This window comes from Mesorhizobium muleiense (genome assembly GCF_900099905.1).
GTDB classification, from domain to species: domain Bacteria; phylum Pseudomonadota; class Alphaproteobacteria; order Rhizobiales; family Rhizobiaceae; genus Mesorhizobium; species Mesorhizobium muleiense.
The window spans coordinates 1-18,700 of the sequence record NZ_FNEE01000014.1 but is presented as its reverse complement, the minus strand read 5'-3'; the positions used below and the strand labels follow the sequence as shown (position 1 = coordinate 18,700).

The window sequence follows — 18,700 nt, the reverse complement described above, 5'->3', positions numbered from 1 at the left end:
AACTTATTTCCGTAAGAATCCTTTCTCCAGAGCGATGTCACTCCAGATATCGACGGGCGAACGCATTCTGGAGATTTTCGATGAACGACGAGGCTCAGAAAGCTGCGACCACAACGGGCCTTTATCAGGTCGATCTCATGGACCGCTATTGGCGGGCCGCGAACTACATTTCGGTTGGCCAGATCTATCTGATGGACAATCCGCTGCTGCGCGAGCCGCTGAAAGCCGAACACGTCAAGCCGCGGCTGCTTGGCCATTGGGGCACGACGCCTGGCCTCAACTTCATCTACGTCCACCTGAACCGCGTCATCCGTCAACGCGGTCTCGACGTTCTGTTTATCTGCGGCCCGGGTCATGGCGGCCCGGCGATGGTGGCGAACACCTGGCTCGAGGGCAGCTACAGCGAAATCTATCCCGAAATCGGCCAGGGCGAAGACGGGTTGAGGAAACTTTTTCGGCAATTCTCGTTCCCCGGCGGAGTGCCGAGCCACGCTGCTCCGGAAACGCCCGGCTCGATCCATGAAGGCGGGGAACTGGGATATGCGCTGGTCCATGCTTTCGGCGCGGCCTTCGACAATCCCGATCTGGTGGTCGCCTGCGTCGTCGGCGACGGCGAAGCGGAAACCGGTCCGCTCGCGGCGGCATGGCACTCCAACAAGTTCCTCAACCCGGCATCCGACGGCGCTGTCCTGCCGATCCTGCATCTCAACGGCTACAAGATCGCCAACCCGACGATCCTTGCCCGCATGGATGACGTGGAATTGCGAGCCCTGTTCGCCGGCTATGGCTACGAACCTTTTTTCGTCGAAGGTCACGAGCCGGTTCCCATGCATCGGTTGATGGCCATCAAGCTGGACACCGTGCTCGACAGAATCCGCTCGATCCAGGAGCGCGCCCGTACGCCGTTCTGGCAAGGAGAGCGTCCGCTGTGGCCGATGATCGTGCTGCGCAGCCCGAAGGGGTGGACCGGCCCGAAGGAGGTCGATGGCGAGAAGGTCGAGGATTTCTGGCGCTCGCATCAAGTGCCGGTGTCGAACGCCCGCAGCAATGCGGGACACCGCAAGATCCTCGAAGACTGGATGCGGAGCTACGAACCGGAAAAGCTGTTCGACGACAGCGGGCATCTTCTTCCAGAGCTGGCGGCGCTTGCGCCAACCGGATCCAAGCGCATGGGCGCAACCCCCTATGCCAACGGCGGACTGCTGAAGCGCGACCTCGTGCTTCCCGATTGGAAAAGCCTGGCGCTCGATGTGCCGCGTCCGGGTGGCGCCAAGGCCGAGGCGACGCGGGTTCTCGGGGGCTATCTTCGCGACGTCATGAGCCTGAATGCGCAGGCCGGGAATTTCCGGCTGATGGGGCCGGACGAGACATCCTCCAACCGGCTTGACGAGGTATTCGAGGTTACCGACCGGGTCTGGATGCAGCGAATAGAGCCCTATGACGTAAAACTCTCCCGGGACGGCCGCGTCATGGAAGTGCTCAGCGAGCATCTCTGCCAGGGATGGCTGGAGGGCTATTTGCTGACCGGCCGCCATGGCCTGTTCTCCTGTTACGAGGCGTTCATCCACATCGTTGATTCCATGGTCAACCAGCATGCGAAATGGCTGAAGACATCCCGCGAACTTGCCTGGCGCGAGCCTATCGCTTCCCTCAACTACCTGCTGACCTCGCATGTCTGGCGGCAGGATCACAACGGCTTCAGCCACCAGGATCCGGGCTTTGCCGATTTTGTCGCCAACAAGAAGGCCGACACGGTCAGGCTCTATTTCCCGCCGGATGCCAACACGCTGCTGTGGATCACCGACCATTGCCTGAGAACCTATAACCGCATCAACGTCATCACCGCCGGCAAGCAGCCGGCGCCGCAATTTCTGTCCGTCGACGCCGCGGAGGCCCACTGCAGGGCGGGGGCGGGAATCTGGGAGTGGGCCGGGACGGTTGCGGAGCGCGAGGATCCGGATGTGGTCATGGCCTGCGCCGGCGACGTGCCGACACTGGAGACGCTCGCTGCCGCCGACATTCTGCGTTCGGCGCTTCCGGACCTGAAGGTACGCGTCGTCAACGTGGTCGACCTGATGACGCTGCAGTCGAATTCAGAGCATCCGCATGGCTTGGCGGACGAGGATTTCGACGCGCTGTTCACGAAGGACAGGCCGGTTATCTTCGCCTATCACGGCTATCCCTATCTCATCCACCGCCTGACCTACCGGCGCGCCAACCATGACAACATGCACGTGCACGGCTTTCGCGAGGAAGGCACCACGACGACGCCGTTCGACATGGTCGTGCTCAATGAGCTCGACCGCTACCACCTGGCGCTCGCGGCGGTCGAACGCGTGCCCAGTCTCGCCGAAGGGGGGCTCGCCGAACGGGCGAAAGACCTTGCCGCCGAACTTCACGGGAAGCTTGCCGAACACAAGGCTTACGTCCGCGAGCATGGCGAAGACATGCCCGAGATCCAGGAGTGGAACTGGCCCGAGAACAGCGCGACGAAGGCTGGCGATTGATGCGACAGGCAATTCTGGCACTGAACGCCGGCTCCTCCAGCATCAAGTTCGGACTATACGATCTGGAACCCTCCACCGAACTGCAGCTTGTCTCGCGTGGCAAGCTGGATCTCGGCGATGCGCCGAGGCTCAGCGCGAAAGCGGCTGACGGAACCATGCAGTGTGATCGGCCGCTTGCCGCAGACGCACGCGATGCGGGCATCGGCGATTTGCTGCGCTGGATCGAGAGCGAACTTGGCGGCAGGAAACTGGTATGCGCCGGTCACCGCATCGTGCATGGCGGGCGCGAGTTCGTCGAACCCGTCCGCCTGACGCCGGTCGTGATCGAGGCCCTGGACAGGCTGACGCCGCTTGCGCCGCTGCACCAGCCCCGCAGTCTCGCGCCGATCCGCACACTTGCGGCGCTGCGGCCGGATCTGCCGCAGGTCGGCTGCTTCGACACCGCCTTCCATCAGACGATGGATCCGATCGTCAGCCGCTTCGCGCTGCCGCGCAAATACGATGCGGACGGAATCCGCCGCTACGGGTTTCACGGACTTTCCTACGAGTACATCGCCGGGCGGCTCAAGGCGATATCGCCGGCGCTTGCAGCGAAGCGGACGATCGTCGCCCACCTCGGCAATGGGGCGAGCCTGTGCGCCATGCGCGACGGGAGAAGCTTCGACACGACGATGGGCTTTTCCGCGCTCGACGGCCTGGTCATGGGCACGCGTTGCGGCGCCATCGATCCGGGCGTGCTTTTGTACTTCGTCCTGGAACGAGGCATCGCCGGGGAGGCTCTGCAGCATATGCTCTATGAGGAATCCGGGCTGCTTGGAATATCCGGCATCTCGGGCGACATGCGCACGCTGGAAGCGAGCGACAACCCCCACGCCCGCGAAGCGGTAGAGCTTTTTGCCTTCCGGGCGGCACGGGAAGCTGCCGCGCTCGCCAACACGCTGGGCGGCCTCGAATGCCTGGTGTTCACCGCCGGCATCGGCGAGCGCTCGGCGCCGGTCCGCAAGGCAATTTGCGAAAGGCTTGATTGGCTTGGCGTGGCGATCGACGAGCCATCCAATGCCGCCCATGCCGGGATCATAAGCCAACCGGACAGCAAGGTCGAAATACGCGTCGTCGCGACCGACGAGGAGAGCATCATTGCCCGCCACGCGCGGGAGCAAGGGGATGCTTGATAACGCAATCAGCGGCGCGTTTTCTGGGGCAAGGAACCCTGCGTGTCCGCGACCGTTTCCCCTATCTGATGACCTTGGGGGATATGATTACCAAAGGGAGAAATCCAATGGCGGAGACCACCAATATGGCAGGCACCTCAAAGGCGGCAAACGACGCGCAGGAAGCGATGAAGAAACAGATCGCCGAGCTTCGTCGCGAAATCGCCAAAATAAACCGGACCCTTTCCGACCGTGCCGAGGAGGCACAGGGCTGGTACGAGAGCGCCGCCGAACGAGCCTCGCGCGCAGCCCGGCAATTGCGCAGCCAGGCACACACCGTGACCGAAACCGTCCAGCAGAATCCAGGCACGATCTCTACGGCGATGATGCTTGGCGGCGTGCTCGGCGTTCTCTTGGGAATTGTCATCGCAAAGAGCTCCGAGCCTGAACGGCGGTGGTTCTAGAGCATTTTGCAGCCAAAAATCTTGGTTTGGCGTCCGACAAAATGTGTAAAACAAGGAGTTAGAGCGCGGTTTTGGTCCACCAAAACGCAAAGCGCTCTAGCGGCAGATCACCACCCGCGCGGTGCCGAGGCTGCCTTCGGCGTCGCGCGCGCCTGTTCCCTCAGGCAGGCCGTAAAGCACCTACGATACGTCGCCGCTGCCTGTTGCCTCCTCGTAAGCGCGTCGAAGGAGCTTTAGTCCTCTGTGGATCTGGCTCTCGGTCAGACTTGCGTATCCCATCACCAGGCCGAGGCAGCTGCGATCCAATGTCTGGTCGAAATCCAATGTCTGGTCGAAATAATGCGGCGATATGGAGTAGATGCCGACCCCGAGCGAGGCGGCTTTCTCGATGAACGATGCCGCCATAGCGGGCGGCGTGTCGTGAAACCAGACGACGACGTGCAGACCGGCCTCTGCGCCTTCGACCCGAACGAGATCGCGGAATTCCGCCTGCAGAGCGTCGAGGAGCGCTGCACGTCGGCGGGCATTTTGACGCCGGGCCTTGCGCACGTGGCTTTCGTAGACGCGGGTTTCCAGCAGGGTCGCAAGCGCCTCCTGTTCGAGGCTGGGCGCATGCCTGTCCGTCAGGCGCTTGGCGTGGGCAAAAACCTCCTGCAACTCACGCGGAACGACGACGTAGCCGATCCGCAGCAACGGCGACAGTGTCTTCGAGACCGTACCGATATAGATGACGTTCGACGCGCCTCCCAACGCGCGAAGCGGCGGTATCGGGTTCATGTCGAAACGATATTCGCTGTCGTAGTCGTCCTCGACGATGTAGGCCCTCTTCTCTTTCGCCCATCCTAGCAGTTGCTGGCGTCGCCCCATCGACATGACGCTTCCGAGGGGAAACTGATGTGACGGCGTGACGTAAGCCAGCCGCGCGCCAACATCCGCCAACAGGTCCGCCCTGATGCCTTCGGCGTCGACCTCCACCGGGGCGGCGATGGCTCCTGTCATCTCGAAGACGCTCCGTGCCATCGGGTAGCAGGGCTCTTCGATGGCAAAGCCGTCGCCCTCATCGAGAAGCAGGCGGGCGCAGAGATCCAGTCCCTGCTGAGAGCCGTTGACGACGACGATCTCGCCGACCTCGCACCTGATGCTGCGCGCTCGCCATAGATAGCCCTGCAGAGCGCTGCGCAGGCGGATCGAGCCACAGGGGTCGCCATAGGACAGCTTGGGCGGCCGTCCCAGCGCAGCATCGTTCATGGCCTTCCGCCAGGCAAGGGTCGGGAAGTCAGAGGCCGACATGTCGCCGTAGCGGAAGTCGGCGACGAGCTTCTCCGACGCAACCCGCATCGGGATGGCTCGGGATCGAAGCCTTTCTCCGAAAGCGGAGAGGCTGTGTGGCTCTGCGGCTGTATGACCGAGGTCTCCCGGCTCGCTGTGCGCGATCTTGATGGCCACCCGTGGCCGCGCGCCATGTCGAATGACCACGAACCCCTCTGCGGCGAGCTGTTCGTAAGCGGACGTCACAGTCGTTCGTGAGACGCCAAGCTCGACCGCCAGCGCACGAGCCGACGGGAGCACGTCCCCGCGGCCGTATACTTCTGCCACGATCTGTTCCCGCAGGTTCTCATAGATCCCGCGCGCGCCCAATCCCGACGACGAACTTCCCGACGACGAATTCTGCTTGCGGGACTGGACCATTCGCGATTACCCAAATGAAGACGTTTCGTTGATCCAGACATTACCGGGAAAATCAGCCAGGCAAAGGCCTGAGGCCAACTGGACCAGCGCTTTTTATTCAAAACTGGTTCTATGTCAGGGCCAGTTGTGCTTGTATTGATGACGCCAGATTGCACCTCCTGGGAAGTAAAATGCTGGCCGAGTTCCACCAATTCATCATCGTCTTTACCGCCTACGTCATCGCTGCCGGCAGTCCCGGGCCGAGCAATATGCGTATCATGGCCGTTGCCATGAACGACGGCCGCGGGGCCGCGCTGGCAATCGCATCTGGCGTCGTCAGTGGCTCGATCTTTTGGGGCCTGATGGCGGCGTCAGGTGTCTCGGCGATCCTCAGTCGATACGCGCACGCACTTGTGGTCCTGCAGCTGCTCGGCGGCCTGTATCTTCTCTATCTCGCCTTCAAAGCGGGCAAGGCTGCGCTTTCTTCAGACAAGGATCAGCTTCGCCCGACCAACGAACGGAAGGCGACGGCGGCCACTCTCTACAAGCGCGGACTGCTGATGCATCTCACCAATCCGAAATCGATCCTGGCATGGATCGCGCTGATGACGCTGGGACTCGGGCCCGGGTCGTCGTCGCATACGGTTCTGGTGATCCTCGCGGGCTGCGCGGTGCTGAGCGTCACCATCTTCTGCGGCTACGCGATCGTCTTTTCGACCGCTCCCATGATCGCCCTGTATCGACGGGCGCGGCGCTGGATCGAAGGCACGCTGGCGGTATTCTTCGGATTTACCGGGCTAAAGCTTCTCCTGACCCGCATCTGAAAAGGTTCCTTCATGTCACTCTTCCAAGGCCTTTCAGCATTCCCGATCACCCCGGCGGACGCTTCCGGCAGGCTCGACACCGCCGCCCTCGCGCGCCTTCTGAAGAACATCGAGGAGGCGAGAGCGGACTCCATCGGACTGCTCGGCAGTACCGGCGCCTATGCTTTCCTCACGCGACAAGAGCGTCGACGGGCGGTCGAAACGGCAATGGACACGGTCGGCGGCAAAATCCCGGTTATTGTCGGCGTCGGAGCGATCCGGACCAGCGATGCCGTGGACCTTGCCCGTGACGCGAAGGCTGCGGGCGCCGATGGCCTGCTGCTCGCTCCGGTTTCCTATACGCCGCTCGTCGACGATGAGGTCTTCGAACACTTCGCCACAGTCGCCGACGCGGGGCAGCTCCCGCTTTGCATCTACAACAATCCCGGCACGACCAGGTTCACCTTCAGCCTGGACCTCATTTCCCGCTTGTCGAAGGTGGTCAACATCGAAGCCGTGAAGATGCCTTTGCCATCCGGTGGTGACTTCACGTCCGAACTTGCCTCCCTCCGGTCTGCGACCGGGTCGGCATTCAGGATCGGCTACAGCGGCGACTGGGGCGGCGCGCCTGCGCTGCTCGCCGGGAGCGACGCCTGGTATTCCGTCGTCGCAGGACTTCTGCCGTCACAGGCCCTGGCCCTGACGCGAGCGGCGCAAGCCGGGGACGCTGCGGCCGTCGAGCGACTTGACGCCGCCTTCGGACCGCTTTGGGCGCTGTTCAAGGAATTCGGCAGTTTCAGGGTGATGTATGTCGTCGCCAGTCTTCTGAACCTCTGCGACGTCGATCCGCCACGCCCCGTCCTCCCGCTGAAGGACCAGGCACGGCAGCGCGTCGCCGCCGCTCTCGACCATCTCGATGCGGTTTTCTCCGCTGGTTGTATGCAAGCTCGATAGACAGACTTCGTCAGGACATTTCCATGCTGGAATCCAACGCCTTCACCGTCTACCTGTTCACGGCATTCCTGCTGGCGATTACCCCGGGTCCGGGGATTTTTTATGTCGCCGCCCGAACCCTTTCCGGCGGTCGCTCGGAAGGAATCGCTTCGAGCCTTGGCAATGGCCTCGGCGGGCTGTTTCATGTCGTGGCCGGCAGCCTTGGCGTCTCGGCGATCGTGCTGGCAAGCGCCGAATTGTTCACGGCACTCAAGGTGGTCGGCGCGCTCTATCTGGTCTGGATGGGATACCGAACCATTCGCCATGCCAGGCTCGACTACAAGTCGCTGGGTCATTCGGAGCCGCCCGTCGGCACGATGCGGGCCTTCAGGGATGGCGTCCTTGTCGAAGTGATGAACCCGAAGACGGCCGCATTCTTCCTCGCCTTCATTCCCCAGTTTGTCGATACATCGTCGGATCACGTCGTTCTGCAGTTCCTGATCCTCGGCGCCATCTCGGTTGCCCTCAACACGCTCGCCGATATTGTCGTGGCGTTTGCAGCCGGAAGGCTTCGCGATGGCGCGGCGTCGCGTGGGAATCTCGTTCGCCGTCTTCGTGAAGGCTCGGGCGGTGCCATGATCATGCTTGGATGTGGGCTGCTGCTGGCAAAGCGCCCGGTTGCCTGACGTTGTGAGAAGAAGAGAGATGGATGACCGCCGCTGCCTTGGCGAGACCTGCGATGACGGCCGGCCGCACTGCCGCCGAAGGTGGCGACATTGGTCACCGTTCGGTGCGATTTCACATAAGTCTGAGGACGGTGATGACTGCGATGGAGAGATAGACTGCGGCGCAGCCCAGATTTGCAAATCTGCCGACCTGTGCACAGCCGACCGGTAGCCGCAGCCGCGCGACTGTCAAGACGCAAGCCGAGGCGGAGACTGAGCGCAAGCAAACATACATCGCGCTAAGCAAGGCTATTTGCATAGAGATCGAATGATCCGGATCTATGAATTGCGGAAAGAAGGCGGCATAGAACAGAAGAGCTGCGGGATTTGCGAAGGCGATCGCCAGCCCGTCGAGGACGGGCGGACGAGCGCGAGACAAATTCGGAGAGCGCGAAGGCCGGTGGCGGAGGCGCAACGCGCCCGCAGCGAGCCAGATGAGATAAAGAGCTCCGGCCAGCGAAAGCCATCGCAACAGCACCGGCAAGAGTTCACCGGAAAGTGACAGGCCGACGAAAATCGCCCCGAGCAGACACGCCTCTCCGAACTCTACACCAATCGCGGTCGAGAAACCGGCCATCGCCCCGTGCCGCAGCGTATTATGGGCAATGATCAGCATAATCGGGCCGGGCGTGATGAGAATCAAAAGTGTCGCGGCCGAGAATTGGGCAAGACTGTTCCAGTCCATCTTATCGGTTCGAATTTCGCTTACCTCATCGACATCAAGTTCGTGACCAGACCCGCCTTGACCTCAAGCACAGGCGCGGGTGCCTCGGCATGACCGATGTCCCTCAACCGCTCGGGCGTCAAACCAGCGATTGCCCGACGTCTTGAGACGGTCCGTTGCCAGGTCTTGAGAGCCGCGATTGCGGTTGCTGTGGTTTTCACCACAAGTCCAAGCAGACGGTGACGATCGACGCGGGTTTGCGTGTGAGCCATTTCGGCCTCCATCATCATTGTCGGCAGGGTTGAACTGCGGGGCGCCTATTCCACTGCGCTTTGCGCCTTACGGCTTGCGGCCGATCACGGCGCCGTTCGCGCCGGGTGCCTCGAACCAGACCGTCTCGATGTCCCGGAATCCGGCTTCCTCGAGCCACGCCGAATATTCGGCCGGCGTGTAGTTTCGTCCTTCCGTCTCGATCAGCATGTTGAGGCTCATCAGCGCCGCCGGCGCCGGTCCGGTCTTTTCGTCGTTGACGAGAAGCTCGCTGATGACGACTGCGCCGCCGCTCGGCAAAGCCCCGAACGACCGGCGCAGCAGGGCGCGGTTCTTCGCCTCGTCCCAATCGTGCAGGATCATCGATAGGAGATGCAAATCGTGATCCCCGGGAAGCTGCTCGAAGAAGTTGCCGCCTGCGGTCTCGATCCGGTCGGTCAAACCGGCCTCGGCAATCTTTCCCGCGGCGATCGCGGCCACATGCGGCAAGTCGAACACGGTCGCACGCAGCGCCCCATACTGTTTGCAAAGCTCGATGTCGTACGCCCCCGATCCGCCGCCGATGTCGAGGAGGCGGCGGAAATGTCCGAAATCCATCGCTTCGCCGAGCTTGCGCGCGGTCATCGTGGAGACCGAATGCATCGCCTCCCAGAACAGCGCCAGCATCATCGGATCTTCGCCGTCGAACACCGAGGATTGCACCGCCGGGTCCCACGTGGTCGGCCGGTTCGTGCGCAGCGCTTCGGCAAGCCTACCCCAGCCGGGATAGAGCCGCTTGTCGAGCATCTGCACGAAGCCGCCGAAGTAATACGGTTTTCCGCGCACGAGATAGGTTTCGCTTAACGGCGTGTTGCGATAGCGGCCGCCGGTTTTCTCCAGGAGCCCGAGTGCAGCGCAGCCGGTCAACAGCATCTCGGCCGGGCGTTGATGCAGGCCGAGCGCTTGCGCCAGCTCGGCTACCGTGACGTCGGCGCCGCCCGCAAGGCGGCTGAAGAGGTCCAGCTCATGCGCAGCGGCCAGAGTCTTGAAGGCCCAGAAACCGGTCGAAAGCGCCATCAGCGGGACGGCGGAAGGAAGTTCCGGCGTGGCGGCTATCGGTTGGACGGTTGGCGCTGTCCGCGAAAATTGATTGGCCATGATCACCTCCTCTTTTTCAGAGCAAGTCACGACCGCTACCGGCTGGCGCAACCAGCTGGCTGTGAACATCCACGCGGCGAGCTGTGGCTGCGGTCTGCTGAAGTGCGAATCTGGCGGTGCGGCGTTACGCTACGATTTCAGAAGGAGAAAATTCGGTTACATCTGAAACTTGTACTATCTGGCTGGAGCCGGCTGACTTTCTCGATCGTGCTGGCATCACCGAGCGATGCGGCGCAGGGTCAATGCAGCGAGAATGGTGGCCGCTGCAAGAAGCGGCAGCCAGGCTTGCGGATCGCCCATGGCATGCAGCGTCAGGCCGCTGAGCAGCAGCCACAGCAGCGGGATCGCCAACAGCAGCGGCACAAGCCCGCCGCTCCCGGCAAGCAGCACGCCGAGCGCTGCGATCGCCGTCGGGTCCGGCGCGATGCCGAAGACCTCGGCACTCGCCGATGGCCGCCCGAAGAGCGGCGGCAGCAGGGGATAAACGACGAGGCCAGCGACCGCGATCAGCAGCCCGAGCCGCCCTGCGATGTCCCGCCGGTCAAAGGCGAGGCCGCCGCGCGCACCGCCGATCACCAGCAGCAGCGCCTGCAGGCCGAAGGCCGGCGCGACATAGGCGATCGCCCAGTTGATCGCGGCATAGCGGCTCCACAGCAAGGACCAGCCGACGAAGGCAAAGAGCGCGGCGAGGACGAGCGCAATCCACAGACCATGGCGACGCGGCTGCCTAAGCACGAGCAGGACAATGGCGAGGCCGGCGGCGAGCGTCAGGAGATGCAGCGGCCAGAACGCGGCATTGGCCAACTCGAACATGCGCCAATAGACGCGCGGCGAGAAGAGCAGGAAATCCTCCAGCCGGTAGGTCCACCATTCCGACATCCAAGCAGGTTCCACAAAAGCCTCCCACGGTTTTGCGACAAGAACCTGCGACAAAACAACAGAATCCAGGCAGGCATTCGTGGGCCAGCCGACGAATGCCTGCCTAGAGGTCCCGGACGTAGGCCGCCATCCGCTCGCGCATGGCCGCGTCGGGGAGGGGACCGGTCGCCGCCAACAGGTTCTCGCGCACGTGGTCGACGCGGGTGGTGGCGGGGAGGGCGACGGTGACGGCGGGATGCGAAACGATGAATTTCAGTATGAACTGCGCCCAGGTCGCGGCACCGATCCCGGCCGCCCAGTCCGGCAGCGTCTCGCCCTGGAGCTGGCGCGTCAGCGCGCCTTGCCGAAACGGCCGGTTGACGATGACAGCCATGCCGCGCTCGGCCGCCAGCGGCAGCAGCCGTTCCTCCGCTTCTCGGTCGACGACGTTATAGGTGAACTGCACGAAGTCGAGCGGATGCGCGCGCATGATTTGTTCGAACAAATCGTGCCGCCGTCCTTCGGACGTCGTGATGCCGACATAGCGGATCCGCCCGTCCGCCTTCATGGCGAACAGGGTTTCGAGATGCGTCTCCCAGGCGACGAGGTTGTGGACCTGCACGAGGTCGAAGCGCGGCACACCCCAGAAGCGGCGCGACTGCTCGATCTGCGCGGGCCCGTCGGCGGCGGATGAGGTCCAGACCTTCTCGGCGGAAAACAGCGCTTCGGGCCGGCCGAGCTTTTCGAGGCCATAGCCGATCACGGGCTGCGAGGAGCCGTACATCGGCGAGGAATCGATCATGCGGCCGCCTGCCGCGAAGAAGGCCGCCATCACCTCGGCGCACTCGTCGCGCAGCACCGGATCGTCGCCGACATTGAAGGTGATCCAGGTGCCAAGGCCGACAGCGGGAAGCATTTCTCCCGAGGAGGGCACGGCGCGCATCGCCGGCGCGGGCGGCGCGCCGGGCGCGGCTGCCGGCAACACCAGAGCCGCGCCGGAAGCGGCGGCAGTCTTCACGAATGTCCTGCGGGTGATGATCATCGTCTGCCATCCCTGTCCCTTCGACCTCTTGTACTCCCGATCCCAAGAATGGTTCCGGCCGACCGGCTTTTCGCAAGGCCGATCGGCAGGGAGCCGGCGGTCGGTCCCTGGCGACGGTTCGGATATGGAACGTCTGCCTGAAACAGGAACGAATTCTGCAGGGCCTGGGTTGCGCCAGCCAGCCCGATTACCTGGAACCCGATTAGCTGGCCGGTTACCTGGGGCTGGCTCTTGTCCTGACTTGATGGCGCTGGCGGGCATAGGCCACGCAGCCGTCTACCGTGCTGACGCAGAGCGCATCGCGATGGTTCGGCGTGTTGTTGTCGCCGGCGTAGGCAACCTCGGCAACACGGCCGTCGACCATTCGGATTTGCGTGTTGCAATAGCCGCCGGGATCGACATTGAGCGATCCTCCAACCGTCGGGATCGCACCCACGGCCAAAGTTGGGATCACCACGTTGAGATTGCCGCGTTGAACAGTACGCTGATAGGTCCAAATCTGGCCTCTCTCCGCATCAGCGGTGGCAGTCGGGAAGCCGGCGCACATTCGAACGTCCGCCTCGCTGAGACCGACCATCTCTTTGCGGGCTGCCGCCGTTGTGGCGTCTTCCTTCGGGAGGTTCGATGTGTCGTCAGGGGCGACGCAGGAGGACACGATCGAACTGCCGGCCAGGAGAGCAAGAGGGACAAGCTTGCGGATGCGGGAAAATATCATGTGGCCCCGAAGTTAGGCGAGCAGACAACCGAGTCAACCTGCACAACTTCACGATGTCGTTTGTCGGCCGCTCGGCTGGACTTGACGCGCGACGGCCCGGATAGCAGCACATGCTTGCCCGATGATGTCAGGCGTTACGCGATGTAAAATACGTACTTTCCTGACGATGTGGATAAACAAATGCTTTTCAGTCACACAAAATGATGAAACAATGAAATTGAGATCAGGGAAAATTCGATGCGCAACGTCAGCGGACATGGCAAGCGCCTGTCCTATTACGATTTCGGGCACACGACGGTGTACGCCTCCCGCTTCGACCAGCGCTTCCCCTATTGCGCCTATGTCCCCGACGACTATGACGAGGACAGCGACAAGACCTATCCGCTGGCGGTGATCGTGCATGGCACCGAGCGAGGCATGCTCGCCTACCGGGACGCCTTCGCCGACTTCGCCGAACAGAACGGCGTGATCGTGCTCGCCCCGCTGTTCCCGGCGAATATCTGTTTTCCGGGCGATCTTTCCTCTTACAAGATGCTGCGTCAGGGCGACCTGCATTACGATGCCGTGCTGCTCGACATGGTCGAGGAGATGCGCGAGCGCTATCGCATCCGCGGCGACCGCGTGCTGATGTACGGCTTCTCCGGCGGCGGCCATTTCACCCATCGTTTCCTGTTCCTCCATCCCAAACGTCTGCTGGCGGCATCGATCGGTGCGCCGGGCGTCGTGACCCTGCTCGACTTCGATCACGATTTCTGGGTCGGGGTGCGCGACTTCGAGAAAGTGTTCGGCAAGGCCATCGACCTCGACGCCATGCGCAAGGTCGCCGTGCAGATGGTGATCGGTGGTGACGATCTCCAAACCTGGGAGATCACCATCAAACCGGAGGATGACTGGTGGATGCCCGGCGCCGATCTCGCCGGCGCGACCCGCAACGACCGGATCAGATCGTTGAAGGGCAGCCTGGAGAGACATGGCGTCGAGGTGCAGTTGGATGTCGTGCCTGGCATCGCTCACAACGACGGCGCGCTCATCGCCAAGGTCAAGGAGTTCTTTGCGCGGACATTGAATGCGGCGCCCGCCTGAAAAACTGCGGTCAAACTGGAGATAAAAAATGGGAACAGGATTGATGATGGGAAGACGATTGTTTCAGGTGCTGGCGACAATCGCGGTGATGATTTGTGCACTGCCGGCGATGGCGCAGGAGCAGCCGAAAACCGGCGGCACGCTCACGGTCCGCATCAACGCAGACATCCGCGCCACCGACGGTCTCAATCGCGACGCAAACACCGACACTGTGCTGCACCATATCTTTGAGACGCTGGTGGCTTATCGCGCCGATCTCACGGTGGGCCCGGCATTGGCCGAATCCTGGACAGTATCGGACGATGGCAAGACCTATGCTTTCACGTTGCGCGACGGCGCGGTTTTCCACAATGGCGACGCCGTGACCTCGTCCGACGTCAAATGGAACTGGGACCGCCGCATGGACCCGGCCAATCAGTGGTTCTGCATTCCCTTCTTCGACGGCAGCCAGGGCCTCAAGGTCGAGCAAGTGGCGACGCCTGATCCACGCACCGTGGTCTTCACGCTCAAGGCGCCGAATGCGCTCTTTCTGGCGCAACTCGCCAGTGTCCAATGCAATGGCTGGGTCGCCAGCCCGAAGAATGTCGGCGCCGACGGCAAGTGGCTCGCCGATTCCGCCATCGGCAGCGGCCCGTTCACGCTGAAGGAGTGGGTCAAGGGCCAGTATTTGGTGCTCGAGCGCTTTGCCGACTACAAGCCGGTGAAGGAGGCGCCGAGCGGCTTTGCCGGCAGCCGTGAGGCCTATGTCGACGAGGTGCGCTTCATGGTCGTCCCCGACACGGCGGCTGCGGAAACCGCGCTGTTTGCCGGCGAGCTCGATGTCCTGCCCGATCTTGAATCATCGCGTGCCGAGGAAGCCAAGTCGCGCGGCATGACGGTGCTGTCGACGCAAGGCCTGTCGTGGACGGTGATCCTGCTGCAGACCAAGGACCCGCTGCTGTCGAACGTCAAAATACGCGAGGCGCTGGCGCATGCCGCCGACATCAACCAGATCGCCGCCGCCAGCACCAGCGGTGCCGCCACGGGAGGTCCCTCGGCCGTCGCCCAGGCGAGCTCGTTCTTCGACGACGACTTCCTCAAATGGCCGGAATACGACCCGGCCAAGGCCAAAGCCCTGCTGGACGAAGCCGGTTACAAGGGCGAGCCGATCAAGATCCAGACCAACACCCGCTACCAGGGCATGTACGAGAACGCCGTGCTGCTGCAGGCGATGCTGACGGCCGCGGGCTTCAACGCCCAGCTCGAAGTGCTGGATTGGGCGGCACAGCTCGACAACTACCTTGTCGGCAAATTCCAGATCCAGTCCTTTGGCTATTCGGCTCGTCTCGATCCGTCGCTGATGTATGGCGTCATCCTTGGCGACAAGGCGACCGACCCGACGGCGCAGTGGGACAGCAAGGAGGCCGTCGATCTCTACACGAAGTCGATGGCCACGACCGACGCCGGGCAACGCAAGGCGCTGTTCAAGCAGCTCCATGCACTGATGGCAAAGGATGTGCCGATCCTTGGCCTTTATTACGAGCCGTCCCTCGATGCCGTGTCGCCGAAAGTAAAGGGCTATTCGGTATGGCCCGCGGCAAACCCCCATGTATGGGGTGTCTGGAAAAGCGAATAGGCCGGCGGTTGTCCTGTCACCGAAAGATCGGAGGCGTGTTGCCCTCCGATCTTTCGTTTGAAGGTACCTGGTGGTGAAACCTGACGGTTGGTACCTGCCGCGTCGGTGTCTTCGCCGTGTTGAACGCAGTGCTCGATCAGAATCGGGTGGAAGAACGGCGTGAACGCGGTGTTGACCGCACGGGCCGCTTCTGCCGGTCCTCGACCTTGAGTTCGCCCGCCTCGGTCCTCTCGCGAATGATCGGCTCAAAGATCGTCACCACTCGCTCGATATGCGCCTTGATGATCGCCCGGTTCTCCTGCATGGCGGCGACGATCATGTGGTGCATGCGCCTTTCCGGGAGTTGACACTCTCGACACTGCGCGAGAAAGGGGCGCATCTTCGAGGCGCCCGCGTCCGCGACTGAGGCGGGCGCTCTTCCATATTTACGAAAGGAACACCCCTATGAGGATCGGAATCATCGGCGCTGGAAACATCGGCGCCACATTGGTGCGAATGCTTCGGCGCGTCCTCTCCTTAAAGCCGTCACCGGGCTTGCAATGCGGTGGCGCATTATGACATTGGCTGCATGAGCACGTCCGCACAACCAGTGCGTCTGGTCCGCCCCGAAAAGAAGCGGCGTCGCATACCCATTGCAGTCATCATGGCGATGAGTTTCGGCAGCCTCGTGTTCCTGTCGGTCGGCGGCGTGCTCGCATTGTCGGTCGGCGCCAACCTTCGCAACACTTTCGACCTGCTCGGCGCCCAGTCGACGCTCCTGATCGATGCGATGGAGGATTTGCTGCGCGCCGAGATGGGGCGCGCCGAGAGCGCCGTGGACGGCGTCGCGCAGATCTACAAGCAGGGCGAGTTCCAGATCGACGACGAGGCGATGTCGGCGGCACTTGCCAGTGCGCTGGCGGCAGCGCCGGGGGTGAACGCAATGTTGATCTGCACACCCGACCTGATTTGCAGGGGGGCGGCGGTGACCGGGGACAACGACGCCAAATATCCTGCCGGAACGATCCGGAAACTCCCCGCCGAAACCGAGAAATCGCCGCAAGTGCGCGCCGTTCTTGAACAGCGCCAACAGGTCGACGGACGCCGTTGGGGCGCCTTCGTGGCCAACGAGTATGGCTTGTTCGCCAACGTCTCGGCGCCGCTGTCACGTGATGGCGCCACGAAGGCCTGGGTGATCGCCGCGGTGGAACTGCAGAACTTGTCCAAAATCACGCAGGAACTGTCGTCGCGCTTCGGCACGCATGCCTTCATTCTGGATGGCGACGGATCCATCCTGGCGGACCAGCGGCTGGCTTCCCCGGATGCGCTGAAGAACGGCATCCTGCCGCTGACGCCGCTCGCCAATTTCGGCGATCCGGTTCTCGCCGGATATGAGGCGCGCAAACCGGAAGCGGAGTTCAGCACGCAGCGTACCCGCGATATCGAGGTTGCCGAAATCCAGGTTGACGACAAGGACGGTTCGACGTCATGGGATGGAGAGAACACTTACGTCGCTATTACCCGTGAGATCACCGGCTATGGTGACCGGCCCTGGACGCTCGGCGCATATTTCAAGACCAGTCAGATCGGTGACGAAATCGAGCGCGTCATGGGATCGGCCATGCTTGGACTTGGCGCGATGGCGGTGGCGGTCATCGTCGCGATTCTTCTCGGCAAGCGCCTGTCGCGCCCGATCCAGGCGATTGCCGGCCAGGCCACGCGCGTCGCCGATTTCGATCTCGACGGCGTGACCCCCCTGCCGCGCAGCAGGGTGCTGGAGTTGGACAACCAGGCTTCGGCCTTCAATGCCATGCTGATCGGTCTGCGTGCATTCTCGACCTATATTCCGCGCTCGCTGGTGGCCAAGCTGGTGCGCACCGGAGAGATCGGCATCGCCGAACCGCGCGAAGCGGTCGTCACCGTCATGTTCACCGACATCGCCGGCTTCACCACGCTGTCGGAGCAGATGGACGCCGCCGCCGCGGCCAGGTTGCTGAACCACCACTTCGCGATCCTGTGCGGCGCGGTCGATGCACATGGCGGTACTGTCGACAAGTTCCTGGGCGACGGCATGCTGGCGTTCTTCGGCGCGCCGGATCGTCTGAAGGGCCATGCCGCCGCGGCCGTCCGCGCAGCCGCGGCCATCCGCGAGGAGTTGGACAAGGACAATCTGGAAGCGGCTGGCGAAGGCCGGCCTCCGCTTCATGTCCGCATCGGCATCCACACGGGCTCCGTCATCGTCGGCAATATCGGCGCATCCGACCGCGTCAACTATACGATCGTCGGCGACACCGTGAACGTCAGCCAGCGGCTGCAGGACCTCGGCAAGCAGCTCGAACCGGGCGCCACCGCCGCAATCGCCATTTCCGGCGAGACCGCGTCGCGGCTCGACGAAAGGTTCGAAAGGATCCCGGCGGGCAAGCACCGGCTGCGCGGCCGCGGCGAGGCGACGGAGGTCTTCCAGCTTGGCAAAGTCGCGACGTCAGCATCGCCCCCTATGGACGTTCACCCGCGCCCAAGCGGGCTGAGTAACATGCCACTTCCATGCCGCTAATCGGCGGCTTGAAGAAGCCGACGGCTTTGGGAACGACTGGAGTCGGGTCACCTAGCGCCGTAGCTGATTTCAATTGGAACGGCAGGAACGGTGCAAAGTCGCTGGTTCCGGGCAACGTCCGGTTACGAGCCGCCAAATCGGCCCAGCAAGGACCGGTTTGGGTCACCGCTTCCCCTTCGGACTCTCCCGTGTTTGGACCGGAGACATCGCGAACAGGTGTGCGAAGACATCGCGAACAGTTTGCCATCCTATCGATCAATGGCATTGAGGTCGATGGTTTCTATTTTCTGATGTCTGAACCAGGCGTCGAAGACGCCGTCGGCAGCGGTTGGGCGAAAGGCGACGGACTTTCCGGCGAAGGCCCTGCACAGGCGCACGTTGTGGCCGAGAATGGAGACGAAGCCATGCTGCTGAACGCGGCGGATGAGATCGTCCTTGGCATAGTCGAACGGCTCGACGGTTTCGCGATGCTGGCGCTGCGAGACGCGGTAGCGGTCGAGCGGCACAGCGCCGCCAAGCGCGTCGTGCGGAC

At 62.7% G+C, this 18,700-nt stretch carries 17 protein-coding genes and 1 pseudogene; 10 read left to right on the top strand and 8 right to left on the bottom strand.

Going from position 1 to position 18,700, the window contains the following annotated elements; translation table 11 throughout:
* Positions 1-80 precede the first annotated feature (80 nt).
* The 3 genes from BLT09_RS21925 (at position 81) to BLT09_RS21915 (ending at position 4,122) form a co-directional block, all read left to right on the top strand.
* Positions 81-2,507 (top strand): phosphoketolase family protein, encoded by a 2,427-nt coding sequence (locus BLT09_RS21925; protein ID WP_091596588.1) that lies wholly within the window; start codon positions 81-83, stop codon positions 2,505-2,507.
* Entirely contained in the window at positions 2,507-3,679 is a 1,173-nt protein-coding gene (locus BLT09_RS21920) for an acetate/propionate family kinase (RefSeq protein ID WP_167366496.1), read from the top strand. Before BLT09_RS21925 ends, BLT09_RS21920 begins: the two co-directional genes overlap by 1 nt.
* 107 nt (positions 3,680-3,786) lie before the next feature.
* Entirely contained in the window at positions 3,787-4,122 is a 336-nt protein-coding gene (locus tag BLT09_RS21915; RefSeq protein ID WP_236473713.1) for a hypothetical protein, read from the top strand.
* Positions 4,123-4,302: 180 nt separating this feature from the next.
* Here the strand turns inward: BLT09_RS21915 and pdxR are convergent, their stop codons facing one another.
* Positions 4,303-5,811, bottom strand: coding sequence for a MocR-like pyridoxine biosynthesis transcription factor PdxR (pdxR, locus tag BLT09_RS21910; RefSeq protein ID WP_091596585.1), 1,509 nt, complete (start codon positions 5,809-5,811; stop codon positions 4,303-4,305).
* A gap of 170 nt (positions 5,812-5,981) precedes the next feature.
* On the opposite strand from pdxR, the gene BLT09_RS21905 reads away from it, so the two are divergent.
* The 3 genes from BLT09_RS21905 to BLT09_RS21895 are packed head-to-tail and all read left to right on the top strand — an operon-like array spanning position 5,982 to position 8,212.
* Positions 5,982-6,614: a LysE family translocator gene (locus BLT09_RS21905; RefSeq protein ID WP_091596582.1), complete on the top strand. Its 633-nt coding sequence runs from the start codon at positions 5,982-5,984 to the stop codon at positions 6,612-6,614.
* A 12-nt stretch (positions 6,615-6,626) separates the two neighbouring features.
* On the top strand, positions 6,627-7,547 hold the full coding sequence (locus tag BLT09_RS21900) for a dihydrodipicolinate synthase family protein (RefSeq protein ID WP_091596579.1): 921 nt from the start codon (positions 6,627-6,629) through the stop codon (positions 7,545-7,547).
* Positions 7,548-7,570: 23 nt separating this feature from the next.
* Positions 7,571-8,212 carry a LysE family translocator gene (locus tag BLT09_RS21895; protein ID WP_091596576.1) on the top strand — a complete coding sequence of 214 codons (642 nt, stop codon included), beginning with the start codon at positions 7,571-7,573 and terminating at the stop codon, positions 8,210-8,212.
* Between the two features lie 112 nt (positions 8,213-8,324).
* Here BLT09_RS21895 and BLT09_RS21890 read toward each other — a convergent pair whose 3' ends face one another.
* Both BLT09_RS21890 and BLT09_RS21880 read right to left on the bottom strand, forming a co-directional pair.
* Positions 8,325-8,936: a LysE family translocator gene (locus BLT09_RS21890; RefSeq protein WP_091596573.1), complete on the bottom strand. Its 612-nt coding sequence runs from the start codon at positions 8,934-8,936 to the stop codon at positions 8,325-8,327.
* Between the two features lie 318 nt (positions 8,937-9,254).
* Positions 9,255-10,322, bottom strand: coding sequence for an acetylserotonin O-methyltransferase (locus BLT09_RS21880; protein ID WP_236473714.1), 1,068 nt, complete (start codon positions 10,320-10,322; stop codon positions 9,255-9,257).
* Between BLT09_RS21880 and BLT09_RS34370 the strand changes: the two genes are divergently transcribed.
* Entirely contained in the window at positions 10,315-10,488 is a 174-nt protein-coding gene (locus BLT09_RS34370; protein ID WP_167366495.1) for a hypothetical protein, read from the top strand. The genes BLT09_RS21880 and BLT09_RS34370 overlap by 8 nt on opposite strands.
* A gap of 50 nt (positions 10,489-10,538) precedes the next feature.
* On the opposite strand, the gene BLT09_RS21875 is transcribed toward BLT09_RS34370, so the two are convergent.
* The 3 genes from BLT09_RS21875 to BLT09_RS21865 form a co-directional block, all read right to left on the bottom strand.
* The gene (locus BLT09_RS21875) at positions 10,539-11,216 is read right to left on the bottom strand and encodes a DUF6064 family protein (protein WP_236473715.1); all 678 of its coding nucleotides are present in this window, start codon (positions 11,214-11,216) and stop codon (positions 10,539-10,541) included.
* 88 nt (positions 11,217-11,304) lie between these two features.
* On the bottom strand, positions 11,305-12,123 hold the full coding sequence (locus BLT09_RS21870; RefSeq protein WP_329608817.1) for an aldo/keto reductase: 819 nt from the start codon (positions 12,121-12,123) through the stop codon (positions 11,305-11,307).
* 313 nt (positions 12,124-12,436) lie between these two features.
* On the bottom strand, positions 12,437-12,937 hold the full coding sequence (locus BLT09_RS21865) for a hypothetical protein (protein WP_091596566.1): 501 nt from the start codon (positions 12,935-12,937) through the stop codon (positions 12,437-12,439).
* Positions 12,938-13,174: 237 nt separating this feature from the next.
* On the opposite strand from BLT09_RS21865, the gene BLT09_RS21860 reads away from it, so the two are divergent.
* Together BLT09_RS21860 and BLT09_RS21855 are read left to right on the top strand one after the other, a co-directional pair.
* A complete protein-coding gene (locus BLT09_RS21860) occupies positions 13,175-14,020 on the top strand; it encodes a hydrolase (RefSeq protein ID WP_091596563.1) in 846 nt (281 codons plus the stop codon).
* A 28-nt stretch (positions 14,021-14,048) separates the two neighbouring features.
* Positions 14,049-15,635 (top strand): ABC transporter substrate-binding protein, encoded by a 1,587-nt coding sequence (locus BLT09_RS21855; protein WP_236473716.1) that lies wholly within the window; start codon positions 14,049-14,051, stop codon positions 15,633-15,635.
* Between the two features lie 136 nt (positions 15,636-15,771).
* Here BLT09_RS21855 and BLT09_RS35040 read toward each other — a convergent pair whose 3' ends face one another.
* Positions 15,772-15,954: a hypothetical protein gene (locus tag BLT09_RS35040; protein WP_236473717.1), complete on the bottom strand. Its 183-nt coding sequence runs from the start codon at positions 15,952-15,954 to the stop codon at positions 15,772-15,774.
* 249 nt (positions 15,955-16,203) lie between these two features.
* Between BLT09_RS35040 and BLT09_RS21845 the strand changes: the two genes are divergently transcribed.
* Positions 16,204-18,168 carry an adenylate/guanylate cyclase domain-containing protein gene (locus tag BLT09_RS21845; RefSeq protein WP_236473718.1) on the top strand — a complete coding sequence of 655 codons (1,965 nt, stop codon included), beginning with the start codon at positions 16,204-16,206 and terminating at the stop codon, positions 18,166-18,168.
* 248 nt (positions 18,169-18,416) lie between these two features.
* On the opposite strand, the pseudogene BLT09_RS34360 reads toward BLT09_RS21845, so the two are convergent.
* Positions 18,417-18,700: pseudogene (locus tag BLT09_RS34360) on the bottom strand (IS481 family transposase); the annotation flags it as partial.

Coding starts and splice junctions, on each gene's coding strand:
- BLT09_RS21915 (WP_236473713.1), top strand. CDS start 3,787: ATGGCGGAGACCACCAATATGGCAGGCACCTCAAAGGCGGCAAACGAC.
- BLT09_RS35040 (WP_236473717.1), bottom strand. CDS start 15,954: ATGATCGTCGCCGCCATGCAGGAGAACCGGGCGATCATCAAGGCGCAT.
- BLT09_RS21895 (WP_091596576.1), top strand. CDS start 7,571: ATGCTGGAATCCAACGCCTTCACCGTCTACCTGTTCACGGCATTCCTG.
- BLT09_RS21860 (WP_091596563.1), top strand. CDS start 13,175: ATGCGCAACGTCAGCGGACATGGCAAGCGCCTGTCCTATTACGATTTC.
- BLT09_RS21890 (WP_091596573.1), bottom strand. CDS start 8,936: ATGGACTGGAACAGTCTTGCCCAATTCTCGGCCGCGACACTTTTGATT.
- pdxR (WP_091596585.1), bottom strand. CDS start 5,811: ATGGTCCAGTCCCGCAAGCAGAATTCGTCGTCGGGAAGTTCGTCGTCG.
- BLT09_RS21920 (WP_167366496.1), top strand. CDS start 2,507: ATGCGACAGGCAATTCTGGCACTGAACGCCGGCTCCTCCAGCATCAAG.
- BLT09_RS21905 (WP_091596582.1), top strand. CDS start 5,982: ATGCTGGCCGAGTTCCACCAATTCATCATCGTCTTTACCGCCTACGTC.
- BLT09_RS21925 (WP_091596588.1), top strand. CDS start 81: ATGAACGACGAGGCTCAGAAAGCTGCGACCACAACGGGCCTTTATCAG.
- BLT09_RS21845 (WP_236473718.1), top strand. CDS start 16,204: ATGAGCACGTCCGCACAACCAGTGCGTCTGGTCCGCCCCGAAAAGAAG.
- BLT09_RS21865 (WP_091596566.1), bottom strand. CDS start 12,937: ATGATATTTTCCCGCATCCGCAAGCTTGTCCCTCTTGCTCTCCTGGCC.
- BLT09_RS21855 (WP_236473716.1), top strand. CDS start 14,049: ATGGGAACAGGATTGATGATGGGAAGACGATTGTTTCAGGTGCTGGCG.
- BLT09_RS21880 (WP_236473714.1), bottom strand. CDS start 10,322: ATGGCCAATCAATTTTCGCGGACAGCGCCAACCGTCCAACCGATAGCC.
- BLT09_RS21870 (WP_329608817.1), bottom strand. CDS start 12,123: ATGCGCGCCGTGCCCTCCTCGGGAGAAATGCTTCCCGCTGTCGGCCTT.
- BLT09_RS21900 (WP_091596579.1), top strand. CDS start 6,627: ATGTCACTCTTCCAAGGCCTTTCAGCATTCCCGATCACCCCGGCGGAC.